Source organism: Kitasatospora sp. NPDC048296 (genome assembly GCF_043201815.1).
In the GTDB taxonomy this organism is placed as follows: Bacteria; Actinomycetota; Actinomycetes; order Streptomycetales; family Streptomycetaceae; genus Kitasatospora.
The window spans coordinates 22615-35987 of record NZ_JBICZB010000018.1; the positions used below are offsets into that span (position 1 = coordinate 22615).

Below are 13373 nucleotides of genomic sequence, written 5' to 3' on the forward strand. Positions count from 1 at the left end.
ACCGGCCGACACGGACACCCAGGAGGACACCGTGGGAAGCACCCTCGCCTTCATCACCCCCGAACGCGCCGAGGCCGCCCTGGCCGACCAGGACCCGGCCGCCGACGCCATCACCACCTGCCAGGACACCGGCTGCGGCGCCGAGATCGAGCCCGGCCCGGCCAGCCGGTGCGGCAGCACCGACGACGACAGCGCCGTGGACGGCTGCGGGGAGCACTTCTGCCCCGAGCACCTGTGGCTGGACGGCGTCCTGACGCCGCAGCCCCAGCACTGCGAGCCGTGCCTGGAGCGGCGCGCCCTGCGGACGGCGGCCTGACCGCCATGTTCAAGCAGCACCTGTTCATGTCGCGCGCCGACCGCGCCGCCTGGCGCGCCACCACCTCCCTGGCCGACCTCGGCGAGCTGACGGCCCGATGGCTGGAGGGCACCCTCGCCTCCCACCCCGGGTACGCGCCGAACTTCGGCCCGGACGAGGAGACCACCCACACCCCCGGCCTGGTGCGCGCCCTGGCCCTGTGCAACCGCGCCGGCTTCGTCACCGAGTGCAGCCAGCCCGGCCTGATCGGGACCGACCGCTACCTGGACTGGTGGGCCCAGCACGAGGCCGTCTCCGGCCTCGTCGCCGACCAGGATGTGCTCCACGCCCTGCGCCGGGCGGCTGTGCAGCACGGGCTGCTCTACGTCGAGCACCGCCCCGACACCGCCGACCGGCCGCGGCCGCCGGGCATCGTCGTCACCACCGTCAACGGCGAGCCCTGGACCCGGCTCGGCGACTGGATGCCGCCCGAGGACGTCCGCTTCCTGTGGAAGGGCGCGGGGGAGCAGGCCGTCACCGCCGCGCAGGACGCCTGGCAGGTCACCCTCGTCAACCCCGTCCCCGGGCCGTTCCGCCAGCTGCTCACCGCCCTCGTCGAGGCCTTCGCCGACCCGGCGAAGGCCCGGTGCGTGCACTGCGGCTGCACGGAGGACGACCCGTGCCCGGGCGGCTGCCGGTGGGTGGCGAGCCCGGCGTTCGAGGACCTGTACAGCACCTGCCCGCCGCCAGCCCTCTTCGACGACGCCGGGGACGACGACCACCCCCACGGCATCGAGCCCCGGCCCGCCGGTCCCGGAGCCCACCAGCACCCGGCGGCGGCCGCCGTCCTTCACCCCGTCCGAGGAGACCAGCCCGTGCAGCCCTGGAACCACCCTGGCCACCGCATCGCCGGCACCGAGCGCGCCGCCCTCGCCTTCGCCGACGGCAAGGAGCTCGTCCTCGCCGACTGGGAGGTCAGCGAGGCCGCCCCCGACCAGGACGGCCGCGTCTACGCCACGCTCCGCGGGTGGATCGCCAACGCCACCGCCAGCGCAACCCCCGGCGACGGCTACGTCCTGCCGGTCGAAGCGGGCCGGGCACACCTGCTCCGTGCGGACCTTCGCGGCCGCGACCCGCTGTCGGACCTGCTCGTCCACATCGACGTCCACCGCCCCGGCGCCCCGCACCCCAACTCCTGGGACCACCCCGGCTACCTGTGCCGGGTCTCCTGGATGGACCGCCGGATCGACGCCGCCGGCCACCGGGTGCCGGAGGCGGAGATCGGCACCACCCACTGGACCGACCCCGCAGACGGCCGCGAGTACGACCTGGAGGCCGCCTACCTGCCCGAGGGAGAGCGGTACAACCCGCTCGGCTTCACCTGGCGCCACTACGACCGCTGGCACCGGGGCGTGCCGCTGCTGCACCCCTTCTACGCCGACGACCGTGCCCCGGCCCAGGGCCTCGCCGCCGCCCGGGCGCTGACCGACGGGCCGTGGGTCCTGGCCGCCGAGGCGCCCGCCGCCGCTGGCCGCTGATCCGTCCTCGGCACTCCCGACGGGCCCGGCCGCCCCGGCCGGGCCCGCCCACCGACCCGCATCCGGGAGCAGACCATGACCACGAGCACCGAACCGCCCACCCACCCGGCCCAGGCCCCCGACCCCGGGCGCCGCACCCTCACGGCCGCCGTCCGCGACCGCTGGAGCGCGGCGACCGCACCCGACGCCTTCCTCGACCGGCGCCGCCAGGACCTGGTCCGCGCCCTGGACCACGGATGGCGCGAAGGCCCCCGCTGGGTCCGCCTCCTGACCCCGGCACTGATCGCCCTGACCGTCATCGGCGGAGCCCTCGTCCTCTACTGGGCCGGCCGGCAGATCCTCGCCGCCGGCCCCGGCAGCGCCTGGTGGACCGCGACCAGCAGCACCATCACCGGCCCCGTGTACCGCTACCTCGACCAGCACACCGCGGGCCTGCCCCTCACCAGCACCGGCGCCTACCGGGCGTGGCAGTTCACCGGCCTGGCGGCCGCCCTGCTCTCGTGCGCCCTGCGCTCCTTCGTCGCCCGTCTCACCTGGGCCAGTTGGGTGGCCGCGACACTCGCCGCAGTGTGGCAGGCCAGCCCGCCCGGCGGGCGCACCGTCGCCACCGCGCTCACCGCCACCGTGCTGGCCGCCGCCTCCGTGCCGGCCCTGCGCGGGCTGACCGTCTCCCTGCGGCCGCAGATCACCGTCCACCGCACCGTCCAGAGGATCGTCCCGGCCGCCCCCGTCCTGCGGCTCGCGCGCCCCCTCGCGGTCGTCCCCTCGCCCGGACGGCCGCTCGACCCCTCCTGACCAGTCGTCACCGCCACGCCGGGCGCAGCGACCGCCGCGCCCCCGGCCGCCTTCCTCTCCGAACGGAGTCACGTGAACGCCCTGCTCGCCCGCGCCATCGACCTCGCCCTCGCCGACTCGCCCTCCGCCCGTACGATCTGCATCGATTTCGACGGCGTCATCCACCCCGAAGGACCGTGGAACGGCGGCCGCCTGCGCGGCGCCCCCCTGCCCGGCGCCGTCGAGCGCATCCGCGCCCTCCTGGACGGCGGCTGGCGGATCGTGGTGTTCACCGCGCGGGCAAGCGAGTACCACGAGGCCATCGCGGACTACCTGGGCCACTACCTCGACCGGAAAGTCATCGTGCTGCCCGGCGCGGAGACCGCCTACTGGGAGACCGAACACCAGATCCTGGTCACCAACGTCAAGCCTGGCGCGTTCGTGTACGTGGACGACAAGGGGGAGGAGTTCAAGAGCTGGGACACCGCGCTCGTCGGCCTGCCCGACTCGCCGGACGATCTGCTCCACAGTGTCGTCCCGCTGAAGCGACAGCGGCGCTGGTGGAAGGTTTGGTGGCGCCCCCAGCTGGCGCGGACCCGGTCACCAAGGTTGCCGCGGCAGCGCTGATTTCGCAGGTCACAGCATTGGTGGGAAACCTTGGTGGGGGCCGTTGTCGAACCGGTACCTCGCGGGTCCGCTCCACCAAGGTGTCCACCAACGTTCCCGGGTTCCACTGCCGGAACCGGCCGCCGACGTGGCGGCCACAGAGCCCGGGAGTTCCTTCTCCATGACCGTCTACTACCGCACACCCGCCGCCCAGCGCGTCCTTCTCGCCGCCCTCGGCGGCGCCCAGAGCCTGGTCACCACCGCTGGTGCGACGGCCGCCGGCCTCCGCGCCCACCGCGCCCTGCAAGGCCGGCTGCCCGCCGACGGGCGAACCGCAGCCACAGCACTCGCGGCGGTCGGTACGGCCGTGCTCCTCCAGGAGACCCTGGACGCCGCCCTGGAGGGACTGCGCCGGCGCATCCGCGACCGCCACCGCCCCCAGCTCGCGCAACTGGCCCCGGCCCCCGCCCCGGCAGCCCCCGCCGCCGAAGAGACCGTCGCCCCCGCCCAGCTGACGCCGATGCAGGAGGTCGAGGCCGCGGCCGCGTCAGCGGCGGCGTACGACGCGCAGCTGCACTCCTGGAGCATCCTGGGCAACAGCGGCCCGCTGTGGGAAAGGCGGGGCTGGACCGGAGCGGCGGACGGCACCGCCACCTACAACCTGCCCTTCGGTGCCGTCCTGCACCACCGGCCCATCCAGCTGCTCGTGGACTCGCACACCGGCGAGCAGCTTGAGGGACGCTTCGTCCTCGCCGCCGGCGGCCTGGAAACCGTGGTGACGACCGGCGCGCAGCTGTACGCCTACGTGCAGCGCCTGGCCGACGGCAAGGCGCTGCTCGACCTCACCCTTCTTCCGGCGGCCGTGCCCGGCCGCTGGCCGCTGGAGGACTCCGCACCGGCCGCTCCGGCGGCGGACGTCGAGCAGCCGGCGGTCTCCAAGCGCCCCTCCCGCAGGCCGCCGCGGACGGTCATCAAGTAGGGGCGGGAGCGCCACCGTCCACCCGTAAGCACAGCCCGCCGCTACCCCAGGGAGCCTTCGTGCCCGACGACCAGGACCTGCCCGTCACCGCCGCCTCCATCACGCTCACCATGCCGGCCGAACAGGCCAGGGACACCGTGATCCTCCTGGCCGAGGCGCGGCTCGGCCTGGCCGTCGAGCTCGCCGACGGGACGGAGGTCGTCTACCGCCCGGCCGCCGCCCGCCCCGCCCGTCCGATCGACGCGGGGGAGCGCGCCGTCCTGGATGCCTACGGCGAGCTCCCCTCGCTCGCGCTGCTCATCCGGCAGTCGGCGGCGGCCTTCCACCTCTGGCAGACCGCGATCGCCGACACCGGGCGCGATCCGCAGCGCGACGCCGAGTGGCGCCTGGCGGCCCTGGAGCAGGCCTACGTCCTGCCGCAGGCGGTGGCGCTGGACGTGGCCTCGCTACGCGACGGCCGTGATCCCCGAACGGCGGCCGAGTGCGTGGCGGCGGCCAACCGTCTTCGCCGCCTGGAGGGCCTGGCGCCGGAGGGCGAGCGCGAGGCGGTGTCCTGGCTGCGCTACACCTACTGCTGCCGCCGGGCGGGCACCGGAGAGCCCTGACCTCGGGGGCCGCCGGCCGTGGCGGAGACCCGACGGCGCCCGGCGACCGTGGGGTTGAAGCGCCCCCGCGACGCCACCTAAATTGTGGCCACCAATTGCGTGGCCACAATTTAGGTGGCATACTTGAGGTGTCAGGGCGCGGACCTCTACGGTCCGCAGCCCGCCCCTCGCTACAGCGGCGCCTACCGCGCCGCAACACCGCCGCCTGCCCGCAGGTGCCAAGCCCCAGGCCTGCCGGGGCAGAACCGAGAGGTACCTCATGACCACCGAGAACACCCACACCGTCCAGGCCCCTGGCCCGATCCGCGTCGAGGTCGAGGTCCTGAACGGGATGGTCACCGTCGCCACCAGCCCCGACGTCAGCCGGCCCACCGTCACCGTGCACACCGCGGACACCCAGGGCGCAACCGCCGACGCCGTAACCGGCACCAGCTTCCTCGAATACGGCAACACCCTGAAGGTGAAGATCCCGAACACCGGTGACAGCGAGGCGCCCGCCGCGTCCCCGCACACCGGCATGACCGTCCATAACGTCTTCAGCGGCCACGTCGGAGGCGACTTCTACCAGGGCGCCACCTTCGTGCAGGCCGGCAGGACCAACGTGCAGACCCGGAACGCCGTCTTCAGCCGCAAGGGCACCAGCGGCGTTCGGACGTCCGGCAGTGTCCGGGACGCCGTCTTCTCGCAGAGCGGCCTCGGCAACGTGCAGATGGACAACGGCACCCTCTCCATCAACGGCATCGCCATCGTCCGGGACGGCGTGGTCGTCGTCCCGGAAGGCACCCGGGTCGACGCCCTGCCCGGCACCATCCGCGTCGACATCCAGCTGCCGCCCGGCAGCGAGGTCACCTTCACCAGCACCGGCGCAGCCTCCCTCACGCTCAACGGCGACTTCCACCAGGTCGAGGCCATCCTCGCCGACGGGGCGATGCACGCCACTCGGGCCGACATCGACAACGCCAACGTCAGCACCATCACCGGCAACATCACCCTCGGGCACACGCGCGACAGCGCCGTACTGCACTCCGACACGGGCCACATCGACGTCCGTCGCTTCGGAGGCGGCACGCTCACCGCGACAACCAGCACCGGCAACATCGACGTACACGCCCCGTCCAGGGTGACCCGGCTCGCGACCGTCACCCTCAACTCCGTCACGGGCCACATCGACACCGACGGCTTCGACGGTGCCCCCCACATCCGCCTCACCGCGAACTCCCACACCGGCGAGGTCCACCACAGCCTCTGAACACCCTCGGGGCGGCCGACTGAGCTGGCCGGCCACGCGGCCGCCCCGAGGTACCGGACCCGATCCAGACGGCCGGGACACACCACCATGGTCCCCGACTGATCCGGAGAAACAATGACCACCCCCGCCCGCCGCGAGCACCCCGACACCCCGAAGGGGCGTCTGGACGCCGCGGCCGAACAGCTGGAACTGGAGATCGGCGCAGCCAAGCGGAAGTTCTGGCTCGCGGTGAAGGCCGAGATCGACGCCACCTCCCAGGTCGAGGTCGCGACCGTCATGGAAGTCAACCGCGAGCACCTGCGCCGGAACCTGAAGCGCTGGACCGGCCCGGAGAACACCGGAAACGCCGGCTGACCCTGCGGGTGAACCCGCGGTGGGGGGGCGCGGGGGGGGGGGCCCCCCCCCCCCCGCCCCCCCCCGCCCCCCCCCCCCCCGGCCCCCCCCCCCCCCCCCCCCCCCCCCCACAAACCACCCCCACCCCCCCCCGCGGGGGGGGGCGCGGGGGGGGGGGGGGGCGGGGCCCCCCCCCCCCCCCGCGACCAGGCCTCCGGGAACGAACCCGGCAGGGCGCCCCCGCAACGGCCGCCGACCTAACCGCCGCCCGCGCACTCGGTCCAGTCACCGCCCCCGCCCCTCCCGTCCCGCCCCGGCGGCCAGGCGGCCTGCGGCGCGGCGAGCGCGGACCCGATACCCGTTGCACCTCGCCCCGGCCCTACCGGCCGGCGGCCGCCCCTGCCCGTATGCCACCGAAGGACGTCATGACCACCACCATCCTGCGGGCCGCCGAGCTGGCCCGGATCCTGGAGCAGACTGCCCCCCACCGATCCGAGCCCACCAGCTGGAAGCCCGGCGCCCTCACCCTGCTCGATGCCGACGCCACCCGTCTGCACGCCGTCACCACCTGCCGCTACACCCTCGCCGTGGGCAGCGCCCCCGCCTGCGGCCCCGAGGGCGGCGACGGTGAGCCGTGGGCCGCCACCATCCAGGGCCACGACGCGGACAGCCTCGCCGCCTGGGCCCGCTTGCGCGGCCACGACGAGGATGTGCACCTGATCGTCGCCGCCGACCGTGTGGAGGCCTTCACCCCCACCAGCGCCCTGCGCGTGCCCGTGAGCACCGCGGCGTTCCCTCTGAGCGGCGGCTGGCGGCCCTTCCTCGCCGCCCGTCTGAAGCCCGCTACGGGCGACGCGCCGCGGCCGATCGCGCTCGACACTGCCATCCTGCACCGCTGGCGGAAGGCCGGCGACTACGTGTGGCTCGGCGTGGCCGAGCACGACGGCAGCCTCCTCGTCCTCGGGGAAGACTTCGCCGGCGTGCAGATGCCGGTGGCGCTGGAGTGGCAGCCGCCCCTCGCCCACATCTCGGCGGCCGACGGCCGCCCGGTCGAAGCGCTGCCGCTGCCCGACGGCAACGACGAGTTCGCCCACCTCCGGGCGGAGATGCTCCAGCGGGTCGTGACCTCCGGCGAGGCCCTGAAAGACGCCGCGTACTCCGGCGGACCTGACGCGGTCGCCCCGATCGCCAACGCCGCCGGATCCGCCTACCTGGCCTTCCGGGCCCTGCGGGCCCTGGAGGAGGTCGACCCGCGCCGGGCGCACCGCCTCGCCGCCGAAGTCACCGACGAACTCGACTTCGCCGAGTTCACCGAAGCCGCCTTCGATGCGGCCCACGAGATCGGCCTCGACCCGAGCGCGTGGGTCGCCCGCTACAACGCCGCCCAGGCCGCCCAGCAGGCCTGACGCCTCACCACCTCTGCACCGGCCCGGGGCGCAGCGCCCCGGGCCGGCCGGTCCAGCCGAGAGAGGACCCACCCGATGAAGACCCTGAAGTCCCCCAAGCCCGCCGACCTCCACGCGACGGAGGTCGGCGGCGGGCAGCCGTACCGGATCGACGCCCGCTCGCTTGCCGACGCCGCCAACCGCCTGGCTGACTGGCTGGACGGCTCGGCCGCCGAACTCACCGGACCGCCCCTGCACGTTCCCCACGGTGCCCAGTGCGGTCCCCAGGACGTCCTGGCCGCCGCCAACCGCGCCGGCATCCTCACCGTGGCCGCCCAGAGCGGCGCCGGACCGAGCGTCGACTCCGGCCGGCTGCGGCTGCGGCGCGCGGCCGTCACCGCCCTGGTCACCGACCGGGCGATGCGCCGGCGTCTGCTCACCGAGGCCCGCGCGGCCGGACTGACCGTCGCCCAGCACCCGTTCCCGCGGTTCACCTGGCGCCTGGGCCGGGGCGGCGTCGACGTCTCGCAGCTCGGCACGGAGCCCGACGATGTCTTCGGAGCCCGCCAGGACCGGTCCGAACTGCGCTACCTGCTGCCCGGCTGCCACCCCGACGTCCTGCGCGAGGCCGCCGGTGCCTGGCAGGTCACCATCGTCGACCCGGCCTGGGGCCACAACGACCGGCTGTGGCCGCTGCTGGCCCGCATCGCCGCCCCCACCCAGACCGGCCCCCGAACCGGCGCTCCCCAGGCCACGGCCGACCTGCCCCAGACGCCGGCCGGGCCGTCGTGGCCACTCACCGAAACCGGGCCGGAGGGCCGTGCGACGGTCTACCAAGGGCTCCGCAACGACGTGGGGCGCCTGCACGACTGGCTCGCCTCCGGCCACTGGACCGACCCGACCGACGTCCTGGACGACCTGCGCGAGCAGGCCCCCGCTGGTCTTCTCGCCGACCTGCTCACCGACATGCAGACCGACCTGCGCGCCGCCGGGCACCACGAACAGGTCGCCCGGCTGAACGAGGCCGAGGAGCTGCTACGCAGGGCCGCGGCCCTCATCGGCGAGACCGACCACAGCCAGCACGGCGCCGACTGCCCCGGCTGCGACGGTGACGGCATCACCCTGACCGTCACGACCTGGGAGAACCAGGGCGACGGAATCTGGGTGCCGGTTGCCGAGGAACCCGACTCATGCCGCCGCCGGCAGCAGGAGGAGCCGCACGGCGAGGACTGCGTGTGCGGCGGCAGCGGCTACACCTACGAGCCCGGATACCGGCACCGCTGCACCGCCCGCCGACCCGCCGCCCAGGACCTCGACGACGAGCCCTGGTGAGCAGCACGGCCGTCGACGGCAACTCCGGGGATCCACCTTCCCCTTCCGACTACCCCCTGCGAGGAACGGACATGACCCGTCCGACGGCACCGGCCCGGCCGGTCTGGAAGTGCGCGGACTGCGACACCAACAACGACTTCGAGGCGGACGGGCAGTGCATCGTCTGCGGCCGCGACCGCCCGGTCTCCCGGGTCCGCATCAACATCCCCTCGCCCGTCAACCCCACCCGGAGGGACCCGCGATGACGTCCTCGGCCGACCCGCTGGCCACGGCAGACACGCTGTGGAAGCAGCTCATCGAGCACCAGCCCGCCGTCGCCGCCGCGCTCGCCATGCAGCTGCGCGCCCTGCCCGCCAACTGGGCTCAGCGCGAACTCGGCGTGGCGCGGCCGCACGCGGCGCTGGAGCTGCCGGCCGGCGCCGACGTGCCCATGGAGATCGCGCCGTACCGCGCCGACTGGGAGGACTGCCCGGCCTGCATCGAGTGCGAGGAGCTGTGCCGCTATCACGCGGGCCGCTCCGACGGCTACGAAGCGCTGCACCGGCCTCTGCGCGAGGCGTGCGTCGTCGATCCGGCGGTGACCGTCGCGAACGTCTTCGAGCGCCTGGAGGCGGCGGAGGAGGCCGCCGAGAGTGGCGAGCTGGCGGCCGCCGTGGCGCGGCTGATCGCAGGGCAGCAGGGATGACCGGGCCGAGCGTGACGGACCTCGACGAAGAGGTGTCCAGCGCGGCACGGGCCCTGCTCTTGACGCGTCACTCCGAAGCGAAGTTCGACGCGGCGCGCCTGGTCAGCGTGGCCGGATTCGTGTGCGGCCCGGGTGCTCCCGGCCGCGCGCAGGTCAGGGTCTGCCATCGCACCCGGTTCCCGGGCGTGCTCAGCGGGCTGACCTTCGCCGACGCCGCGGCGGAGGAGCACGTCCTGGTGTCCGCCTATGCCGATCTCCTGCGCGCCCACGGCTGGTCGGTGCGCGAGATCCGCTTCAACAAGCGGCTCTCGCTCCTCACCTCCACGCCCGCCTGCCCGCAGTGCGCGGGCCCGACTCTCCCGCTGCCGGTCGGCGGCGAAGGGATCTGGCGCTGCCCGGCGTGCGGACGCCGCACCTACGGCACCGGCGACGAGGACGACGATGTCGACCTGCCGTCGTACTCCGAGACCGACGAGCACGGCGCCGTGACCATCTACCACGGACACGGCGAAGTCGACCTGGAGGCCAGCGCCGAGCTGGCCTCGCAGGACAGCGCGGACGACGCGGACGAGGACTGAGGCCACCAGGCCGTTCACGCGGCCTGCCGAGCCCGCACCAGCGTCCCCGGCTTCGCCCCCGCGCAGGACCTCCGCAACACCCACCGTGCTGCTGGCCGACCAGCAGCACCGCACCGACGCAACACCCAAGGTGACAGAAAGTCAGGAGGAGAGTGCATATGGTAACCGAACATGTGGTGCCGGAGGTCCGGCAGGCCCGCTACGCCGCGCCGCGCGTCACCGTCACGCCCGTGAACGCGGTGATCTCCACCGCCCCGATCGACAACTCGGGCTGGGCCGGGCACTACCAGCAGATCCACCTGGACACCGCCACCGGGCAGCTGTCGTTCTTCGAGAGCCCCCAGCACCTGGAGGCGCGCAACCCCGCCTGGACATTCGCCAACGACGTCCCCGCCCAGACGTGGGCGCGCTGGTACCCCGGCAGGCCTTTCACCCGCACCGGTCCGCACATGTGGTTCAACCCCGTGCCGAGGCTCCTGACCTGGACGATCGACTCGGGGGTCAGGGAGCTGCCCTACCTGGGCGTCGCGCAGGCCAACGCGCTGCTGGCCGAGCTCGCCCCCTATGCCCAGAGGCTGCTGGACATGCTGTTCCAGGCCGGTGCGGAGCTGGACTGGTCGGCCGCCGCCGCCCGGGCCGGCCGCGACATCGACGCCCTGTGCAGCCGCGAACGACGGGCCACCGCCGCCGGAGCCCACGCGGACCTGGTCGACTACGCGGAGATCGTCGCGAACTTCCCGCAGGTCTACCAGCCCGAACTCCTCGACGTGGAGAGGAGCCGGCTGGTGACCGCTTGCGAGAGCATCACCCGCTACCTCCCGCTCCGCCAGGAGATCACGAAGGTGTTCGGCCGCCTGGCGCACGACGGGACCTGCGTGCTGCTGGACGTGCTCGGTGTCCGATCCTGGTACCTCACCGCGCGCAGCACCGCCCCGCGCCCCGCGCCGGAACCCGCCGAGCGCCCGCTCGACGGCATCGACGTGGGCACTGCGGCGACCCGGCGCGCGCTCACCGCGCTGGGGCTGCCCGAGGACTGCCTCCTGGTCCTCATCGGCATCTCCGGCAGCGGCAAGTCCACCCTCGCCCGCCTCTTCGCCGGATCGGTCCTGAACGCCGACCGCCTGCGCGAGGCCCTCACCGGCGACCCGCTCGACCAGGGCGCCTCCACCGCCGCCTGGGAGCTCCTCTACGGCCGGCTCGACAGCATGCTGCGCGAACGCCGGCCCGTCATCGTCGACGCCGTCAACTCCGAGGCCTGGGTCAGGAAGAAGCTCATCGCCGCCGCCCAGCTGCACGGCGTGCCCGCCGTCGCCCTGGTCGTCGACGCAACGCTCACCGGCGCCCTGGCCCGCAACGCCGAACGCCCGGCCGCCCTGCGCGTGCGCGACCAGGTCGTCACCGCCCAGCACGACGAGCTCACCCGCGACCTGCCCGGGCTCCTGGCCGAGGGCTTCGCCACCGTCCACCACACCCGCGACCTGCCGGTGATGGCCGCCTTCCTGCGGCGATGCGCCGACCGGGAGAAGGCACACCCGGCGCTGCACATCGAGAGGACCTTCGGACCCGACCTCGCCCCGCTGTTCACCCGCCACGAGGACGACCACGGCCTGCGCACCGGCGCCTTCGCCATCGGCGGCCACGAGCTGACCATCCGGTGGGCGGACCAGGACGACCCGGACGAGGTCGTCCACCAGATGCACATCCCCTGCCCCGACTGCGGCAGGCCGGCGTGGGTGAACGTGCACTCCGCCACCGACCTCCTGGACGCCTCCAGCGGGACCTACCCCGTCCAGGCGACCTGCCTCTGCCTCTGACCCCCTTCCGGGTGCGGCCCGACCCGGGCCGCACCCGCCCAGCCACCCGGGAGAACCAATGACCGTCTTCACCACCAACCCGATCACCCGCGACACCACCGACCGCCAGGCCGCCTACACGCTGCGCACCCTGGCCGCCCACCACAAACCGCTGAGCGTCGTCCTGAACCGGCCGGGCGCAGTACCGACCGTCGTCCACTACTACCCGCAGGGCGAACCCGTCGCCGAGGCGCTCGCCTGCGCCGCCGTGCGCCACGCCTACCCGGACGCGCCGTCCGTCGGCCGCCTCATGTCCGACTACGCGATCGAGTACCACCAGTGGGAGCAGGCCGTCGCCGCCGAGCGCCGCCAGCCCGGCACCGTCGACCCGGACCGCAGGCGCCAGCACGAGTACACGGCCCTGCTGTTCCGCGCCGTCGCTCTCGACATCGTGGCGCTGCAAAGCCCCAGCGACATCCACAGCGCCGTCCAGTGCGCCGCGGCCGCCAACGACCTGCGCCGCCTGGACGGTATCGGCGCCGCCGAGCAGGAGACGGCGCGGGTCTGGCTGCGGGTCACCTACGGCACGTGGCTGAACGAGGGCCCGCACGCCTGGGACTGTGAGGGAGGCTGCGGCGGCCTCGGTTGGGTCATGACCTATGACTACGAGGACGGCGTCGCGGTCCACCAGGAGCCGGACCAGTGCGGCCGGGGCATCCCCGCCGAACCCCACCCCGCCGACTGTGTCTGCGCCGGCACCGGGCGGGCGAGCGAGGACGACGGCGCCTCCTTCGCGTGCCTCGGCTACGTCGAGGCCGACCCGGCCGCCGGGGCCGAGGACGACCCGTGGGCGCCCGGGCCCGCAGCGCGCGCCTGACCACCCAGTCCCTGGAGACCGAGACCCCGTGCACCACGAAGACCCGCAACGGCCGCTGCCCGCCCCCTGCCACACCGCCCAAGCCCCCGACGGCACCGCCTTCTTCGTCCCCGGCTGCGCGGGGCGGGCCAACGAGCCCGACAACCTGGACAACTGCACGTGCGTGGACTTCAAGGACGCCGCGCTCGCCGAGATCACCCGTCTCCGGGAGGAGGTCAAGAAGCTGAGCTGGCTGTACCACGGGGTGGTCGACGACTACCGCAAGGCCGCGGCCCAGCTGCGGGCCCTGGGCGTGGAGGTGTAAGAACACCACCTCCGGCAGTCCGCCGACACCCGTGATCCAC

16 protein-coding genes are annotated in these 13373 nt (G+C 74.2%); all 16 read left to right on the plus strand.

The genetic code is table 11. The features are described 5' to 3' along the window. The first annotated feature begins 31 nt into the window (after nucleotides 1-31). The 16 genes from ACGF12_RS13715 (at nucleotide 32) to ACGF12_RS13790 (ending at nucleotide 13333) form a co-directional block, all read left to right on the plus strand. A complete protein-coding gene (locus ACGF12_RS13715) occupies nucleotides 32-316 on the plus strand; it encodes a hypothetical protein (protein ID WP_393028489.1) in 285 nt (94 codons plus the stop codon). A gap of 5 nt (nucleotides 317-321) precedes the next feature. Continuing rightward, the gene (locus ACGF12_RS13720) at nucleotides 322-1833 is read left to right on the plus strand and encodes a DUF6919 domain-containing protein (protein WP_393028490.1); all 1512 of its coding nucleotides are present in this window, start codon (nucleotides 322-324) and stop codon (nucleotides 1831-1833) included. 75 nt (nucleotides 1834-1908) lie between these two features. Beyond that, the gene (locus tag ACGF12_RS13725; RefSeq protein ID WP_393028491.1) at nucleotides 1909-2628 is read left to right on the plus strand and encodes a hypothetical protein; all 720 of its coding nucleotides are present in this window, start codon (nucleotides 1909-1911) and stop codon (nucleotides 2626-2628) included. 72 nt (nucleotides 2629-2700) lie between these two features. After that, nucleotides 2701-3234, plus strand: a complete 534-nt coding sequence (locus tag ACGF12_RS13730) for a hypothetical protein (protein WP_393028492.1) — start codon at nucleotides 2701-2703, stop codon at nucleotides 3232-3234. A gap of 160 nt (nucleotides 3235-3394) precedes the next feature. Further along, entirely contained in the window at nucleotides 3395-4192 is a 798-nt protein-coding gene (locus tag ACGF12_RS13735; protein ID WP_393028493.1) for a hypothetical protein, read from the plus strand. A gap of 59 nt (nucleotides 4193-4251) precedes the next feature. Continuing rightward, entirely contained in the window at nucleotides 4252-4797 is a 546-nt protein-coding gene (locus ACGF12_RS13740) for a hypothetical protein (protein WP_393028494.1), read from the plus strand. A gap of 259 nt (nucleotides 4798-5056) precedes the next feature. Further along, the gene (locus ACGF12_RS13745; RefSeq protein ID WP_393028495.1) at nucleotides 5057-6046 is read left to right on the plus strand and encodes a DUF4097 family beta strand repeat-containing protein; all 990 of its coding nucleotides are present in this window, start codon (nucleotides 5057-5059) and stop codon (nucleotides 6044-6046) included. A 114-nt stretch (nucleotides 6047-6160) separates the two neighbouring features. After that, nucleotides 6161-6400, plus strand: coding sequence for a hypothetical protein (locus tag ACGF12_RS13750; protein ID WP_393028496.1), 240 nt, complete (start codon nucleotides 6161-6163; stop codon nucleotides 6398-6400). 404 nt (nucleotides 6401-6804) lie between these two features. Continuing rightward, nucleotides 6805-7785: a hypothetical protein gene (locus ACGF12_RS13755; protein WP_393028497.1), complete on the plus strand. Its 981-nt coding sequence runs from the start codon at nucleotides 6805-6807 to the stop codon at nucleotides 7783-7785. 75 nt (nucleotides 7786-7860) lie between these two features. Continuing rightward, entirely contained in the window at nucleotides 7861-9096 is a 1236-nt protein-coding gene (locus ACGF12_RS13760; protein ID WP_393028498.1) for a DUF6919 domain-containing protein, read from the plus strand. A 71-nt stretch (nucleotides 9097-9167) separates the two neighbouring features. Next, on the plus strand, nucleotides 9168-9341 hold the full coding sequence (locus ACGF12_RS13765; protein ID WP_393028499.1) for a hypothetical protein: 174 nt from the start codon (nucleotides 9168-9170) through the stop codon (nucleotides 9339-9341). Continuing rightward, the gene (locus ACGF12_RS13770) at nucleotides 9338-9781 is read left to right on the plus strand and encodes a hypothetical protein (RefSeq protein WP_393028500.1); all 444 of its coding nucleotides are present in this window, start codon (nucleotides 9338-9340) and stop codon (nucleotides 9779-9781) included. Before ACGF12_RS13765 ends, ACGF12_RS13770 begins: the two co-directional genes overlap by 4 nt. Nucleotides 9782-9792: 11 nt before the next feature. Then, a complete protein-coding gene (locus tag ACGF12_RS13775) occupies nucleotides 9793-10359 on the plus strand; it encodes a hypothetical protein (protein WP_393028501.1) in 567 nt (188 codons plus the stop codon). A 158-nt stretch (nucleotides 10360-10517) separates the two neighbouring features. Beyond that, entirely contained in the window at nucleotides 10518-12173 is a 1656-nt protein-coding gene (locus ACGF12_RS13780) for an AAA family ATPase (RefSeq protein ID WP_393028502.1), read from the plus strand. 58 nt (nucleotides 12174-12231) lie between these two features. Beyond that, nucleotides 12232-13029: a hypothetical protein gene (locus ACGF12_RS13785; protein WP_393028503.1), complete on the plus strand. Its 798-nt coding sequence runs from the start codon at nucleotides 12232-12234 to the stop codon at nucleotides 13027-13029. Between the two features lie 28 nt (nucleotides 13030-13057). After that, complete coding sequence (locus tag ACGF12_RS13790) at nucleotides 13058-13333, plus strand: hypothetical protein (protein WP_393028504.1); 276 nt, start codon at nucleotides 13058-13060, stop codon at nucleotides 13331-13333. Nucleotides 13334-13373 lie beyond the last annotated feature (40 nt).

Bases quoted from the DNA above. Each gene is read 5' to 3' on its own strand.
- ACGF12_RS13720 (WP_393028490.1), top strand. From the start codon at position 322: ATGTTCAAGCAGCACCTGTTCATGTCGCGCGCCGACCGCGCCGCCTGG.
- ACGF12_RS13725 (WP_393028491.1), top strand. From the start codon at position 1,909: ATGACCACGAGCACCGAACCGCCCACCCACCCGGCCCAGGCCCCCGAC.
- ACGF12_RS13735 (WP_393028493.1), top strand. From the start codon at position 3,395: ATGACCGTCTACTACCGCACACCCGCCGCCCAGCGCGTCCTTCTCGCC.
- ACGF12_RS13745 (WP_393028495.1), top strand. From the start codon at position 5,057: ATGACCACCGAGAACACCCACACCGTCCAGGCCCCTGGCCCGATCCGC.
- ACGF12_RS13750 (WP_393028496.1), top strand. From the start codon at position 6,161: ATGACCACCCCCGCCCGCCGCGAGCACCCCGACACCCCGAAGGGGCGT.
- ACGF12_RS13755 (WP_393028497.1), top strand. From the start codon at position 6,805: ATGACCACCACCATCCTGCGGGCCGCCGAGCTGGCCCGGATCCTGGAG.
- ACGF12_RS13760 (WP_393028498.1), top strand. From the start codon at position 7,861: ATGAAGACCCTGAAGTCCCCCAAGCCCGCCGACCTCCACGCGACGGAG.
- ACGF12_RS13765 (WP_393028499.1), top strand. From the start codon at position 9,168: ATGACCCGTCCGACGGCACCGGCCCGGCCGGTCTGGAAGTGCGCGGAC.
- ACGF12_RS13770 (WP_393028500.1), top strand. From the start codon at position 9,338: ATGACGTCCTCGGCCGACCCGCTGGCCACGGCAGACACGCTGTGGAAG.
- ACGF12_RS13780 (WP_393028502.1), top strand. From the start codon at position 10,518: ATGGTAACCGAACATGTGGTGCCGGAGGTCCGGCAGGCCCGCTACGCC.
- ACGF12_RS13785 (WP_393028503.1), top strand. From the start codon at position 12,232: ATGACCGTCTTCACCACCAACCCGATCACCCGCGACACCACCGACCGC.